General features: G+C 72.5%; 12 protein-coding genes. 3 read left to right on the top strand and 9 right to left on the bottom strand.

Annotated elements, in window-relative coordinates; genetic code table 11:
- Positions 1-6: 6 nt before the first annotated feature.
- On the bottom strand, positions 7-1,056 hold the full coding sequence (gene pstS / locus E2C06_RS00930; protein ID WP_133286697.1) for a phosphate ABC transporter substrate-binding protein PstS: 1,050 nt from the start codon (positions 1,054-1,056) through the stop codon (positions 7-9).
- A 144-nt stretch (positions 1,057-1,200) separates the two neighbouring features.
- Entirely contained in the window at positions 1,201-1,998 is a 798-nt protein-coding gene (locus E2C06_RS00925; protein WP_165982137.1) for an enoyl-CoA hydratase-related protein, read from the bottom strand.
- A 100-nt stretch (positions 1,999-2,098) separates the two neighbouring features.
- On the opposite strand from E2C06_RS00925, the gene E2C06_RS00920 reads away from it, so the two are divergent.
- The gene (locus E2C06_RS00920) at positions 2,099-3,799 is read left to right on the top strand and encodes a gamma-glutamyltransferase family protein (protein ID WP_133286695.1); all 1,701 of its coding nucleotides are present in this window, start codon (positions 2,099-2,101) and stop codon (positions 3,797-3,799) included.
- A gap of 4 nt (positions 3,800-3,803) precedes the next feature.
- Here E2C06_RS00920 and E2C06_RS00915 read toward each other — a convergent pair whose 3' ends face one another.
- Positions 3,804-4,463, bottom strand: coding sequence for a DUF924 family protein (locus E2C06_RS00915; protein ID WP_133286694.1), 660 nt, complete (start codon positions 4,461-4,463; stop codon positions 3,804-3,806).
- Between the two features lie 170 nt (positions 4,464-4,633).
- Here E2C06_RS00915 and E2C06_RS00910 point away from each other — a divergent pair, with 170 nt between their 5' ends.
- The gene (locus tag E2C06_RS00910; RefSeq protein WP_133286693.1) at positions 4,634-6,349 is read left to right on the top strand and encodes an N-acyl-D-amino-acid deacylase family protein; all 1,716 of its coding nucleotides are present in this window, start codon (positions 4,634-4,636) and stop codon (positions 6,347-6,349) included.
- A gap of 3 nt (positions 6,350-6,352) precedes the next feature.
- Here the strand turns inward: E2C06_RS00910 and E2C06_RS00905 are convergent, their stop codons facing one another.
- Complete coding sequence (locus tag E2C06_RS00905; protein ID WP_165982136.1) at positions 6,353-8,020, bottom strand: c-type cytochrome; 1,668 nt, start codon at positions 8,018-8,020, stop codon at positions 6,353-6,355.
- Between the two features lie 202 nt (positions 8,021-8,222).
- Between E2C06_RS00905 and E2C06_RS00900 the strand changes: the two genes are divergently transcribed.
- A complete protein-coding gene (locus tag E2C06_RS00900) occupies positions 8,223-9,194 on the top strand; it encodes a Bug family tripartite tricarboxylate transporter substrate binding protein (RefSeq protein WP_165982135.1) in 972 nt (323 codons plus the stop codon).
- An 8-nt stretch (positions 9,195-9,202) separates the two neighbouring features.
- Here E2C06_RS00900 and E2C06_RS00895 read toward each other — a convergent pair whose 3' ends face one another.
- From E2C06_RS00895 to E2C06_RS00875, 5 genes are all read right to left on the bottom strand, one after another.
- A complete protein-coding gene (locus E2C06_RS00895) occupies positions 9,203-10,048 on the bottom strand; it encodes an SDR family NAD(P)-dependent oxidoreductase (protein WP_133286690.1) in 846 nt (281 codons plus the stop codon).
- 93 nt (positions 10,049-10,141) lie between these two features.
- A complete protein-coding gene (locus tag E2C06_RS00890; RefSeq protein ID WP_133286689.1) occupies positions 10,142-10,342 on the bottom strand; it encodes a YbdD/YjiX family protein in 201 nt (66 codons plus the stop codon).
- A complete protein-coding gene (locus E2C06_RS00885) occupies positions 10,339-12,402 on the bottom strand; it encodes a carbon starvation CstA family protein (protein ID WP_133286688.1) in 2,064 nt (687 codons plus the stop codon). Before E2C06_RS00885 ends, E2C06_RS00890 begins: the two co-directional genes overlap by 4 nt.
- A 162-nt stretch (positions 12,403-12,564) precedes the next feature.
- Positions 12,565-13,437, bottom strand: coding sequence for an NAD-dependent epimerase/dehydratase family protein (locus tag E2C06_RS00880; RefSeq protein WP_133286687.1), 873 nt, complete (start codon positions 13,435-13,437; stop codon positions 12,565-12,567).
- Complete coding sequence (locus E2C06_RS00875) at positions 13,437-14,243, bottom strand: alpha/beta fold hydrolase (protein WP_165982134.1); 807 nt, start codon at positions 14,241-14,243, stop codon at positions 13,437-13,439. The genes E2C06_RS00880 and E2C06_RS00875 overlap by 1 nt, the downstream gene beginning before the upstream one ends.
- Positions 14,244-14,335: the final 92 nt, after the last annotated feature.

The following is a 14,335-nucleotide window of genomic DNA, read 5'->3' as shown; positions in this document are numbered from 1 at the left end:
CGCGGCTCAGCCGTGCCAGACCGGCTGGCCGTTGGCCTTCACCTCGGCCGCCCAGGCCGCCCGGATGGCATCCTGCACCTTGGCCGGCAGCGGGATGTATTCCATCTCCTGCGCCAGGCCGGCGCCGTTCCTGAAGGCCCAGTCGAAGAACTTCATCACGTTGCGGCTGCGCTCGGCATCCGCCGGGTTCTTCGGCAGCAGGATGAAAGTGGGGGAGACGATCGGCCAGGAGGTCGCGCCCTGCTGGTCGATCAGGCTGGCCGCCATGCCGGGGACGCTCCAGTCGGCATTCGCCGCCGCCGCGATGAAGGCCTCCTGCGTCGGCTTGACGAACTCGCCCGCCTTGTTGCGCAGCTGGGTGGTCACCAGCTTGTTGGTGATGGCGTAGGCGTTCTCGACATAGCCGATGGCGCCACGGATGTTCTTCACCGTGCCGGCCACGCCCTCGTTGCCGCGGGCGCCGGTGCCGGCGGGGAAGCGGACTGAGGTGCCGACGCCGACCTTTTCCTTCCACTCCGGCGAAACGGCGGCGAGGTAGGAGACCCAGACGAAGGTGGTGCCCGAGCCGTCCGCCCGGTAGGCCGGGGCGATCGCCAGGTTCGGCAGCGCGACCCCAGGGTTCAGCGCGGTGATCTTCGCGTCGTTCCATTTGGTGATCTTGCCGAGGTAGATCTCGGCCAGCAGCGCGCCGGTCAGCTTCAGCTGCTCATTCTCGATGCCCGGGATGTTCACGATCGGCACCAGGCTGCCCATCACCGCGGGGAACTGCAGCAGGCTCGCCTCAGCCAGCTGGGCGACCGTCAGCGGCGCGTCGGAGGCGCCGAAATCGACCGTGCGATTCTTGATCTGGTTGATGCCGGCGCCCGAGCCGACGGACTGGTAGTTCACCGTGATGCCGGTGGCGGCTTTCCCGGCCTCGGCCCATTTCTGGTAGACCGGGTTGGGGAAGGTGGCCCCGGCGCCGGTGATCTGGGCGCCCTGGGCGAGGGCTTGGCGGCCGAGCAGCGGGGCGGCGACCGTGAGGCCGGTGGCGATCAGCAGGGAGCGTCGGTTCACGCGTCTCTCTCCGGAAGGAGTGGGCCCAGGGCCGGGTGCCCCGGGCGGTCGCCGCCTGACTACTGCGGCCGGAAGTCGGCCCTGTTGCAGATTTATGAAGCTTCGGTGACAGGATACCCGACAACCGCCGCGGTTATCTATTCGTCAATCCTTCGGGTACCAGGCGGGGCGCCGCTTTTCCCGGAAGGCCGCCAGCCCCTCGCGCCCCTCGGCCGAGGCGCGCTGCATCCAGCCCTCATGCGCCAGCAGCGCCATCTGCCGGTCGTCGAGCTTGAGGCCGTTGGCGCCGAGGAAGCTGTCCTTGGTCACCGCGACGGCGCCGGGGGCAGAGAGCAGCGTCTCGTCGAGGATCGCCGCCAGCCGCGCTTCCATCGCCTCCGCTGCCAGGACCTCGTGCACCAGGCCCATCCGCAGCGCCTCCTCGGCGCCGAAGCGCTCGCCGGTCAGGGCGTAGCGGCGGGTCTGCCGCAGGCCCATGGCATGAACCATATGGGTCGAGATCGGGGTCGGGGAAACGCCGACCCGCACCTCGGTCAGGCCGAAGAGCGCGGCCGGCGTTGCCAGCGCGACGTCGACGCAGCAGGCGATCCCGGCGCCGCCGCCGAAGCAGGCACCCTGGATGACGGCGAAGGTCGGCCGGGGAAACTCGTTCAGCTTCTGCATGGCGAGGGTGGTGGCGAGCGAGCATTGGTAGGCCCGCTCCGGCCCGTAGCCCGCGACCTCGGCCAGCCAGTTGATGTCGGCCCCGGCGGCGAAATGCCTGCCCGCGCCGCGGATGACCAGGGCGCGGACGCCCTCATCGGCGCGCAGCGCGTCCAGCCCCGCGATCAGTGCGCGCAGCAGCGGCTCGTTGTAGGCATTGCCGACCTGCGGCCGGTTCAGGGTGACGGTGACGACGCCGCGGGCGTCGCGGGAGAGCAGGACGGGGGTTTCCTCGGGCATGGCGGCTTCCTCCTGGTGCCGCGGGCTTGTCCCCTCGGCGCCGAATTGACAAGCCCGGCCGCCGGGGCGGAGGCTTTCCCCAACCCGGAGGCAGATGCCCATGTACGCCACCCGCCCCACCCTCTACGGCACGCGCCACGCCGTCTCGGCCGGCCACTACCTGGCCGCCGCGGCCGGGTTCTCCGTGCTGGAGGCGGGCGGCAACGCGATCGATGCCGGCTGCGCCGCCGGGATCGCCCTCGGCGTGCTGCTGCCGGACCTGGTCAACGTCGCCGGCGTCGCGCCGATCCTGATCCGCAAGGCGGATGGCACGGTCGAGACCATCGCCGGCCTCGGCACATGGCCGCGATCCATCCCCGCCGACCTCTTCATGCGGGAGCACGGCGGCAGGATCCCGAACGGCGTGCTGCGGACCGTGGTGCCGGCCGCCCCGGATGCCTGGATCACCGCGCTCGAGCGGCACGGCACCATGGGCTTCGGCGAGATCGCCCGGCACGCCATCCGCTACGCCCGCGACGGCTTCGCGGTCTATCCGCTGCTGGCGCAGAACATCCGCGACCACCAGGCCGAATACGCCGCCTGGCCCGGCAATGCGGCGATCTTCCTGCCCGGCGGCAACCCGCCCGCGGTCGCCGACAAGTTCGTCCAGTCCGACCTTGCGCGCACGCTGCAATACATGGCGGACGAGGAGAGAGCGGCGGCGGGGAAAGGGCGGCTCGCCGGCCTCGCCGCCGCGCATGCCGCCTTCTACCGCGGCGACATCGCCCGCGAGATCGCCGCCTTCATGGCGCGGGAGGGCGGCTACCTCACCATGGAGGACATGGCCGCCTATCGCTCGAAGCTCGAGCCCGCGGTGCGGCGGACCTGGCGCGGGCATGAGGTGCTGACCTGCGGCCCCTGGTGCCAGGGTCCGGCGCTGCTCGAGGCCCTGCTGCTGATGGAGCGGGGCGGCATCGGCGGCATGGCGCACAACAGCGCCGACTACATCCACCTCTTCACCGAATGCATCAAGGCGGCGATGGCCGACCGGGAATACCATTTCGGCGACCCGGCCTTCGTCGACGTGCCGCTCGAGAGGCTGCTGGGGGAGGCGCATCTCGGTGCCCGCCTGGCGCAGATCGACCCCAGGCAGGCGCTGGTGGGCATGCCCGGGCCGATGCTGAACACCGGCACCACCCTGCCGGGTGCGGCCGACCGCGCGGTGCCGCTGGTCGAGGCCGATACATCCTACTGCGCGGTGGTGGACCGCTGGGGCAACGCCTTCAGCGCGACCCCCTCGGACGGGTCCTGGAACTCGCCGGTGGTCCCCGGCCTCGGCATCATCCCGAGCAACCGCGGCAGCCAGAGCCGGCCCGACCCGGCGCATCCCTGCGGCGTCGCCCCGGGCAAGCGGCCGCGCCTCACCCCGAATCCCGCGATGATCGTGACCGAGGGCGGCGGCGTCATGCCCTTCGGCACGCCGGGCGGCGACGTGCAGATCCAGGCCATGCTGCAGGTGGTGCTCAACGTGCTGCAGCACGGGATGGAGGTGCAGGAGGCGATCGAGGCGCCGCGCTTCGCCAGCTATTCCTTCCCGTCGAGCTTCGCGCCCTTCGACTTCTTCCCCGGCCGCCTCGCGGTGGAATCCGCCATCCCGCAGGCGACGCGGGACGCGCTGGCCGCCCGGGGGCACGAGATCCGCGACTGGCCGGAGAAGACCTGGCTGGCCGGGACGGTGGAGGTGGTGAAGTCCGACCCGGCCACGGGCATGCTGGCTGCCGGCGCCGATCCGCGCCGGCCGGCCTATGCGGTGGTCGGCTGACCCCTCAGCCCCCCGCGGGCTGCAGGCCGAGCCGGGCGGCGAGCGGCGGCCGCCGGCGATGCACCAGCTCCCCGCTCGCGAGATAGGCGTCCTCCTCGGCCGTCGAGGCCCGGCCGAGGGTGGCGTTGCGATGGGGGTAGCGGCCGAAGCGGGCGATCACCGCCCGGTGGCCCCGCGCCTGGTCGGCCGAGAAGCGGTAGAGCGGCCGCAGGTCCTCCCGCGCCGAACAGGCCAGCACCTCCGCCATGGCGGAAACTCGTATGAGCCGCTCGCGCAGGTCAGGGCCTTCGGCATGGGCGAGGGGGAGGAAGAAAAAGGTCTTCTCCCAGGGATGGTCGAGCGCGTCGTAGTGCCCGTTGCGCAGGCCCTCCTCGGCGAGCTGCAGCGCGTCCGGGTCGCCGGCATAGGCCTGCGGCGTGCCGGCGAAGCGGCCGCGCGGCGCCTGGTCGAGCAGCAGGATCAGCGCCAGCCGGCCCTCGGCCGTGGCGCCCCAGGCATCCAGGTGCCCGGCCAAAGCCGCCGCGGCGAGGTCGGCCGGCAGCGCGGGGGAGGCGCCGCCGAACCAGGCCTCGAAGGCCCGGTGATGCGTCGCGGTATCGGCCTGGTCCAGCCCGGGCGGGAACCAGGCATCGAGCACCTGGCGGATCGGGTCACGCGCCTGCATCGTTAAATTCCCAAGGGGTGGCTTCATCCGGTGAGGCTGGCGGCGGATTTCCGGAACGTCTGTGATCCAGCGCACATTCCGCTTTTCGTGAACCGGCGCGGTCGGCATTGCGGGACGCCGCCGCCCCCGGCACACTCGGTCGTCCGACCAAGGAAGCAGGAGAACCGGCTATGCATGACGTCGTGATCCGCGGGGGCACCATCGTCGATGGCACCGGCGCGCCCGCCTTCCAGGGCGATGTGGCGATCGACGGTGACCGCATCGCGGCCGTCGGCGGCAAGGCCGGGCCGGCGAGGCGGGACGTCAAGGCCGATGGCCGCCTCGTCACCCCCGGCTGGGTCGACGTCCACACGCATTACGACGGCCAGGCGACCTGGGACCCGGTGCTCGCGCCGTCGTCGTGGCACGGCGCCACCACCATCCTGTTCGGCAATTGCGGCGTCGGCTTCGCCCCCGTCCGGAAGGCGCACCACCAGGCGCTGATCGACCTGATGGAGGGCGTCGAGGACATCCCCGGCATCGCCCTCGCCGAGGGGCTGAAATGGGATTGGGAGAGCTTCCCCGAGTACCTCGACGCGCTGTCGCGCCTGCCGCGCACCATCGACGTCGCCGCCCAGCTCGCCCACCATCCCCTGCGCGTCTTCGCCATGGGCGAGCGCGCCATCAACCGCGAGATGGCGACCGCCGAGGATATCGACCTCATGGCGCGGCTCACCGAGGAGGCGCTGCGGGCCGGCGCCTTCGGCTTCACCACCTCCCGCACCGACCAGCACAAGACCCCGGCCGGCGACCTCGTCCCCGGCCGCTATGCCGAGCACGAGGAGCTGATCGCCATCGGCCGCGCCATGGGCCGGGCCGGGCGCGGCACCTTCGGCATGCTGTCCGACTTCGAGGACGAGGCCGCCGAATTCGGCTGGATGAACCAGGTCGCCCGCGACAGCGGCCGCCCCGTCTGGTTCCTGCTGACCGACCGCAGCTACGACCCGCAGCGCTGGCGCCGGCTGATGGACGGCGTCCGCGCCGCCCGGGCCGAAGGGCTGCCGATGTCGGCCCAGGTGGCCGGGCGGCCGGTCGGGCTGATCCTCGGCCTCACCACCTCCCTCAACCCCTTCGCGTTGCGGGAAAGCTTCGCCGAGCTCGCCCGCCTTTCGCCGGCCGAGCAGCTGGCGCGGCTGCGCGACCCGGCGGTGCGGGCGCGGATCCTGTCGGAGGAAGCCTCGCCCCGGCTGCTGGAGGTGCTGCCGCCGCTCTCGCGGCAGATCGCGACGCGCTGGGACCGCATGTACGACCTCGGCGGCAAGCCGGACTACGAGCCGCCGCCGGAGCGCAGCATCGCGGCGCTGGCGGCCAAGGCCGGGCAGAGCCCGCAGGACTACTGCTACGACTTCCTGACCGGCGGCGACGGCGGGCGGATGCTCTACTTCCCCGTCACCAACTACGTCGCCGGCGACCTGGAGGTGGTGCGGGAGATGATCCAGGACCCGCATACCGTGCTGGGGCTTTCCGATGGCGGGGCGCATTGCGGGGTGATCTGCGATGCCTCGCTCAACACCACGATGCTGACGCACTGGGTGCGCGACCGCTCCCGCGGGCCGCGCCTGCCGCTGGAATTCGTCATCAAGCGGCAGACCTCCGAGACCGCCGACTTCTTCGGCTTCCACGACCGCGGAAGGCTGGCCCCGGGCAAGAAGGCCGACGTCAACGTCATCGACTTCGAGGCCCTGGCGCCGCACCACCCGGAGATGATCTTCGACCTGCCGGCCGGCGGCCGGCGCCTGGTGCAGCGGGTGGATGGCTACGACATGACGCTCTGCGCGGGCGTGCCGATCTTCGAGAAGGGCGTCGAGACGGGCGCCCGGCCGGGCCGGCTGGTGCGGGCGGCCTGACCCTCAGCGCGCCGCCTGGGTCGCGGCGCGGGCGAGCCAGTCCGCCAGGCTGAGCCCGGCGCGGCTGGCAGCCGCCTGCGCCGCCGCCAGCGCCGCGGGCGGCAGGGCCGTGGTGACCAGCACCGGGGCGTTCGCCGGCATGGCTGGCATTGCCCGCATCAGGTTGCCGCGGAACTGGTCCAGGCGCTGCCGCTTCGCCGCCGCGTCGAGCGACGGGTCGTTGGCGATCGCCGGGCAATAGGCCGCCAGCAGGCTGTCCGTCAGCATCGCGTCGCCGATGCCGGGATTGGCCCGACGCATGTCCTGCAGCAGCACCGCCGTGCGGTTGGCGAGGTCGCCGCGCTCCGCCGCGCGCATCAGCGCCGTGGCGGCGGCGACCGGCGCCGCCATCCCGTCGGCCGCGCCGACCGGGCTGATCGCCGGGCAGAGCGCCCGTGCCGCCTCGGTCCCCGCCGCGGCCAGCGCATCCGCCTGGCGGAGCTGGGCGACCAGCGCCGGCGTCGCCGCCACCGGGGCCTGGTTGCCCCAGGCGCCGCGGACGTAGTTGGCGATGGCGGCGACCTGCGCATCGTCCAGCGCGGCGGCGAAGCTCGGCATGGCGCCGTAGCCGCCCTGGGCGGGAATGCCGTGCAGCATGGCCTGCACCACGTTGTTCGGCTGGTCCGCCGCCACCGCCTGGTTGCCCGCCAGCGGCGGGATGGCACCGGGGATGCCGCGCCCCAGCGGCTGGTGGCAGGGGCCGCAATTCTCGAGGTAGAGCGCCGCCGCGCGCGGGTCGGCCCGCACCGCCGCGACGCGCGGCGTGGCCTGCCGCGGCGGGCTGTCCTTCAGGTAGGTGGCGATCGCCAGCAGGTCCGCCCGGGTCAGCCTGGCCAGGCTGTCATGCACCACCTCCTGCATCGGGCCGAAGGAGGTGCCCTTGCTGGCATCGGCGCCGGTCCGCAGCCAGTCGGCGATCCGCTCCAGCGGCCAGCCGCCGACCCCGTCGCGCAGGTCGCCGCTGATGTTCGGCGCGAACCAGCCATCCACCACCGCCCCGGCGAGCGAGCGGGAGGGCTCCGTCGCGCCGAGCAGGTTGCGCGGCGTGTGGCACTCGCCGCAATGACCGAGCGCGGTCACCAGGTAGGCGCCGCGGTTCCACTCCGCCGGGCGCGCCGGGTCGGCCTGGAACTCGGCGGGGCGGAAATAGAGCTCCCGCCAGAAGCCGAGCGTCGCGCGGATGTTGAAGGGGAAGCCGAGCTGGTTGGGCTGCCGCGGCGCATCCACCGGCGCGACCGTCGCCAGGTAGGCGCGAATGGCCCGCAGGTCCTCCGGCGCCATGCGCGTGTAGGATGTGTAGGGCATGACGGGATAAAGGTCTTCCCCGTCGCGGCCGACCCCATCATGCAGCGCGCGCCGGAATTGCGCGTCGGTCCAGGCGCCGATGCCGGTGGCGACATCCGGCGTGATGTTGGGCGAGAGCACGGCGCCGAAGGGCGTGTTGAGCGCGAGGCCGCCGGCGAAGGGCTTGCCGCCCGGCGCGGTGTGGCAAGGCATGCAGTCCGCGGCCTCGGCGAGGTAGCGGCCCCGCGCCACCGGGTCGTCACCCGGCGCGCCGGTCTGGGCGGCGGCGGAGGCCGCGAGGACCAGGCCGAGGATCGCGGCGAGGCGCGTGCGAAAGCCCGTCTGCATGTGGCGGCACCCTGCCTGGAGAACCGGAAGGCTAGCGCCAGCGGCTGCGACGGTGGGCCTTTCCCGGTCCCTGGTCGCGCCGATGTGCATGGCGGGGGCGCTCGTGGCCTCGGGGCGCCGCGGTGGACAGCGCCGCGGCGGCCTCGTTACGCTCGCTTTCTCCCGTTGCGGCGGGCAAGGCCGAGAGGAGGGAAACGCGCCCATGATCCCAATCCTGACCCGCCGCCGCGTGGCAGCGGCCGCCGCGCTGTGCGGCCTGGCTGCGCCGGCCCGCGCGCAGGCCTGGCCGGCGCGGCCGGTGCGGCTCGTCGTCGGCTTCACCGCGGGGTCGTCGACCGACATCACCGCCCGGATCTTCGCCCAGGCTTTCTCCCAGGCCTGGGGCCAGCCGGTGGTGGTGGAGAACATCCCCGGCCAGGGCGGCGCCATCGGCGTCGACCGCGTAGCGAAGTCCGCGCCCGACGGCTACAGCCTGATGTGGGCGGGCAACGGCGCCATCACCATCGTCCCCACGCTGCAGCAGGTCGGCTTCGACCCGCTGAAGGACCTGGTCTCGGTCTGCGCGACGCTCGGCATGGCCTCGGTCTTCATCGTGGCCAGGGACTCACCCTTCCGGACCCTGGCCGATGTCGTCGCCGCGGCGAAGGCAAGGCCAGGCGGCCTGGCCTACGGCACGCCCGGCGTCGGCACGCCGCAGCACATCGCGGTCGAGATGCTGTCGCGCCAGGCCGGCATCCGCATGGAGCACGTGCCCTATCGCGGCGCCAACCTGTCGGACGTGATGAACGGCGTGCTGCCGCTCGGCGTGCAGAATGCCGGTGCCGCCATCCCCTTCGTCCGGGAGGGCCAGTTGCGCGGCATCGCGGTCAGTTCCCTCGCGCGCGCCGCCGCGCTGCCGGAGCTGCCGACGGTGGCCGAGCAGGGCTTCCCGGGCTTCGAGGCGCTGTCCTGGTTTGGCCTGATGGCGCCCGCCGGCACGCCGCGCGCCATCGTCGACAAGGTGCAGGCCGAGGCGATGCGGGTGCTGGCCGATGGCGACCAGCAGATGCGCTTCGCCCAGATGGGTCTCGAGCCCATGGGCACGACGCCGGAGGCGATGCACGCGATGATCGCCCGCGACCTGCCGAAATGGGCGAAGGTGATCGCCGAGGCGGGGATCGCCCCCGGCCGGTAGCGAACCCGCTACTCCGTCCCGCTGGCCAGCGCCCCCACCGCCTCGCGCAGCGGCGCCCAGATCCGCTGGCGCTGCTCGGGCGTCATGCCCGCGGACAAGCCGCCATCGATGGTCAGCGCCACGCCGGTGACGAAGCCGGCGCGGTCATCGGCGAGGTAGAGCACGCCCTCAGCGATGTCGTCCGGCCGACCGGTGCGCGGCAGCGGCTGGAAGCCGGCCATGTTCGCCGCCGCGGTCTCCGCCACCCGCGCGTCGAGCTGGCTCGGCACCCCCGCCGAGCGGCCGAAGATCGGCGTGGCGATGACGCCGGGGCAGATGCAGTTCACCCGGATGCCGTATTGCGCCACGTCCAGCGCGGCGCATTTGGTCAGCTGGATGACGGCGCTCTTGGCGACGGAATAGGCGGTCGCGGTCGAGCCGGGCACCAGCCCGGCGATGCTGGCGGTGTTGACGACGGCGCCGCCGCCCTGGCGCTTCATGATGGGCGTCGCATGCTTGATGCCGAGCATGACGGAGCGGACGAGGATGGCGAAGGTGGCGTCCCAGCCCTCGACCGGCATGGTCTCGACCGGGTTGGGGTTGCCGGGGCGGCCGGCATTGTTGAACATCAGGTCGAGCCGGCCCCAGGTGCTGTCCGCCAGCGCGACGGCGGCTTCGATGTCGGCTTCCTGCGTCACGTCGCAACGGATGTAGCGCGCGGCCTGGCCCAGCTCCTCGGCCAGGCGCAGCCCGGCGGCGTCCTGGATGTCGGCGATGACGGCGCGGCCGCCTTCCTCGAGGAAGCGCTCCACCGTCCGCTTGCCGAGGCCCGAGGCGCCGCCGGTGATGACGGCGACCTTGTCCTGCATGCGCATCGTCGTTTTCTCCCGCTTATGCGGGCAATCTGCCGCCGGCAGCGTTGGGGCGCCAGGGCCCCGGCGGGAGAAGGCCCGGGGAGGACGATGCCTTCAGCAGCAGCGGAACCCGCGCGTGCCGCCGCCGTACCGCGCCGCCTCGCGGTCGCGGAAGAACTCCGCGCGGCTCATCGGCGGCCGGTCGGGGTGCAGCCGGCTGACGTGCTCGACATAGGCCTCGTAGCTCGGCTGGCCGACCATCAGCCGTGCGGTGTCGCAGAGGCAGCGCAGCCAGGCGGGACGCGGCGCGGTCATTCGGCGGCGACCCGGCCGCCGTCGCCGACCTCCTGCGCGGTCCAGCGCCGGTCGCGCCAGGCTTCCAGGCAGGAGCGGATGCCGAAGACCAGGATGGCGACCACGACGCCGACGAAGAGCGCCGCCAGCGCCGCGTCGACCCGGTCGTTGAAGATAATCTGGCGCATCTGCTCCATGGTCTTCGCCGGCGCCAGCAGCTCGCCGCGGTCGGCGGCCTCGGCATAGCGGCTGGCATGGGTCAGGAAGCCGACGCGCGGATCGGCCGAGAGGATCTTCTGCAGCCCCGCGGTCAGCGTGCAGGCGACCAGCCAGAGGGTCGGCAGGATGGTCACCCAGGCGTAGCGCTCCCGCTTCATCCGGAAGATGACGACGGTGCAGAGCGTCAGCGCGACGGCCGCCAGCATCTGGTTGGCGACGCCGAAGAGCGGCCAGAGCGTGTTCACCCCGCCGAGCGGGTCGGTCACGCCCTGGTAGAGGAAGAAGCCCCAGGCGGCGACGCAGAGCGCGGTGGCGACCACGCCGGAGGCCCAGTTGGCGGTGTCCTTCATCGCGGGCACGAAGACGCCGAGCAGGTCCTGCAGCATGAAGCGCCCGGCCCGCGTCCCGGCATCGACCGCGGTCAGGATGAACAGCGCCTCGAACAGGATGGCGAAGTGGTACCAGAAGGCCATCATCGCCTTGCCGCCGATCACCTGGTGGAAGATGTGGGCCATGCCGACCGCGAGCGTCGGCGCCCCGCCGGCGCGGGAGATGATGGAGGTCTCGCCGACATCGGCCGCGGCCTGGGAGATCTCCGCGGCGCCGACGGGGAAGCCCATGGCGGTGACGGCGGTGGCGGCGCTCTCGGCCGTGCTGCCGATCACCGCGCCCGGGCTGTTCATGGTGAAGTAGATTCCCGGCTCGATCACGCTGGCGGCGATCAGCGCCATGATGGCGACGAAGCTTTCCATCAGCATGCCGCCATAGCCGATCAGCGGCACGTTCCGCTCGTTGTCGATCAGCTTCGGCGTGGTGCCCGAGGAGATCAGCGCGTGGAAGCCGGACACCGCGCCGCAGGCGATGGTGATGAAGAGGAAGGGGAAGAGCGAGCCCGACCAGACCGGCCCGCTGCCGTCGACGAAGCGCGTCACCGCCGGCATGCGCAGCTCCGGCAGCACCACCAGGATGCCGAGCGCGAGCCCCATGATCGTGCCGATCTTGAGGAAGGTCGAGAGATAGTCGCGCGGCGCCAGCAGCAGCCAGACCGGCAGGATGGAGGCGACGAAGCCGTAGCCGATCAGCAGCCAGCACAACTGGGTGCCGGTGAAGGTGAAGGCCGCGGCCCAGGCCGGGTCCTCGGCCACCCATTGCCCGCCGAGGATCGCCAGCATCAGCAGCACGAAGCCGAGGACGGAGACCTCGCCGATCGCGCCCGGCCGGATGAAGCGGAGATAGACGCCCATCAGCAGCGCGATCGGGATGGTGGCGGCTACGGTGAAGCTGCCCCAGGGGCTCTCGGCCAGCGCCTTCACCACGATCAGCGACAGGACGGCCAGGATGATCACCATGATCATGAAGGTGCCGAACAGCGCGATGACGCCGGGGACCGGGCCCATCTCGGCGCGGATCAGCTCGCCCAGGCTGCGGCCGTCCCGCCGCATGGACACGAACAGCACCATGCTGTCCTGCACCGCGCCGGCCAGCACCACGCCGGCAAGGATCCAGAGCATCCCCGGCAGATAGCCCATCTGCGCCGCCAGCACCGGCCCGACCAGCGGCCCGGCGCCGGCGATGGCGGCGAAGTGGTGGCCGAACAGCACGGTGCGGTCGGTCGGCACGTAGTCCAGCCCGTCGTTGCGCCGCACCGCCGGCGTCGGCCGCCGCGGGTCCAGCCGCATGACGCGGTCGGCGATGAAGCGGGCGTAATAGCGATAGGCGATCAGGTAGACCGAGACGGCGGCGGCGACGACCCACATGGCGCCGACCGGCTCGCCGCGGGCCGTGGCGATGATGGCGAGCGCGGCGGCGCCGATCAGGCCGATCAGCACCCAGGGCAGGTGCCGCCCGAGGGTTCCTTGCATGCGCCCGCCTCCCCGCCGTTTCCACTCCGGCCGGAAAGCGCGCCGCGGGGCGCCGGGTTGCTGGATCGGCGTGCCGAACTTCCGGTCCGGCGCGCCGCTCCGGCCTGGTGCCCGGGACGCGGCATCATGCCGCCGGGCACCGCCGCCCCGCGGCGATCCGCCTCAGCGCCAGCTATGCCGCGGATGGTAGCCCAGCACGCGCTTCGCCTTCTCGATGCTCAGCAGCGTGCCGTGCTCGGCCAGCTCGCCGCGGATCGGCACGCCGGGGAAATGCTCGGCCATCAGGTCGCGGCTCGGCCGGCGCATGATCGTGTCGGCGGCGGCGATGGTGAAGGCCTCGCAGCCCGCAACCTCCGCCTCGAGCGCCAGCCGCGCCGCCTGCGCCACGTCGCGCGCATCCACCCAGGACCACATGTTCCAGCGTCGCAGCGTCGCGTCGTCCTGGTAGCCGGGGATCAGCGCATAGTCCGCCGGCTCGAGGATGTTGGAGATGCGCAAGGCGGTGAAGCGGGTGCCGGGGTTCCAGCGGTGCATCTCCTCCGCCATCCGCTCGCACAGCACCTTGGCCAGGGCATAGCCGCTTTCGGGAACCAGCGGATGCTCCTCCGTCACCGGGGCGAAGAGCGGCGGGCTGCGGGTCAGCGGCAGGCCATAGGCGGTTTCCGACGAGGCCCAGACCACGCGTTCCACCCCCGCCAGCGTGGCGGCGGAGAAGATGTTCCAGGTGGTCATGACATTGTTCCGCACGGTGACCGCATCCGGCGCGAGGCCCGGCGCCGGGATGCCGGCCATGTGCACCACGGCGAAGGGCCTCGCCAGCGGGTCGCGCCGACGGTCCAGCGTGCCGGCCATCCGCTGCACGCATTCCACCGCCTCCCCGAAGGAGTTCAGGTCGGCCTTCATGAAGTGGCACAGCGGCTCGGGCGGCGGGGCGGCGTCCACGTTCATCACGGCATGGCCATGCGCCAGCAGCTCGCGGATGATCGCCCGGCCGGCCTTGCCGCTGCCGCCGGTGACGAGGACGCTGCCCGGCATCAGTGCCGCTCCAGGAAAGCCAGCACCGCGGCGTCGAAGGCGGCCGGGTTGTCCTGGCTCATCGCATGCGCGGCGTCCGGGATCATCACCCGCTCGCAGCCCTTGACGTGCCGCTCCAGCGCATCCGCGTTCGCCACGAAATTCGGCAGGGTCTGGCCGCCGACCACCAGCAGCGTCGGCGCCGTGATCCGCTCCGCCGCCGCGCGGGAATAGGGGCTGCGCCGCTCGTGCCGCTGGCCGAGCAGGGTGCGGGCATTGTCGCGGTTCATCTGCTTGCGGTCGGAGCCGCGCTTTTCCCAGGCACCGGGCCCGCCGGTATGCTCGGCGATCCGCCGCAGCCCGCCCTCGGTGTCGCCCGCCTCGATCAGCGCCGCCCCTTCGGCGAAGGCGCCGGCCTGGCCGGCCGCGGCGGGCTTGCCGCCAAGGCTCTCGTCCAGCTCGCCGCCCGGCTCGGCCAGCACCAGGGCGCGGACCAGCTCCGGGTGCCGTTCCGCCACCCGGAAGGCGATATGCCCGCCGCGCGAATGCCCGACCAGCCGCACCGGCCCGGCGCCGAGGCCGCGGATGAAGCCGGCGACATCGGCCACGTGCCGGTCGATGGTGAAGTCGCCGCCCTGGTCGGGCCAATCCCCCGGCCAGCAATGCCGCATCGACAGCGCCAGCACCCGGTAGTGCCGCCCGAGCGTCGCCATCTGCGGCGCCCAGTAGCGCTGGTCGCCCAGCGTCCCGTGCACCAGCACCAGCGGCTCGCCAACGCCGCTCTCGGCATAGTTCAGCTCGTAGCCGTCGATGGTCATGCCTGGCATCGTGTCTTCCCCTGGCGTTCCGTGCCGACGATGCCCCGCCCGCCGCGCCCCGCCAAGCCTTGCGCGGATGTCGGAAATCCCATCTGCTTTGC

The sequence above is a fragment of the Dankookia rubra genome, assembly GCF_004355005.1.
GTDB lineage: Bacteria > Pseudomonadota > Alphaproteobacteria > Acetobacterales > Acetobacteraceae > Paracraurococcus > Paracraurococcus ruber_A.
The sequence above is the reverse complement of the archived record's forward strand: the minus strand, read 5'-3'. Positions and strand labels throughout refer to the sequence as shown.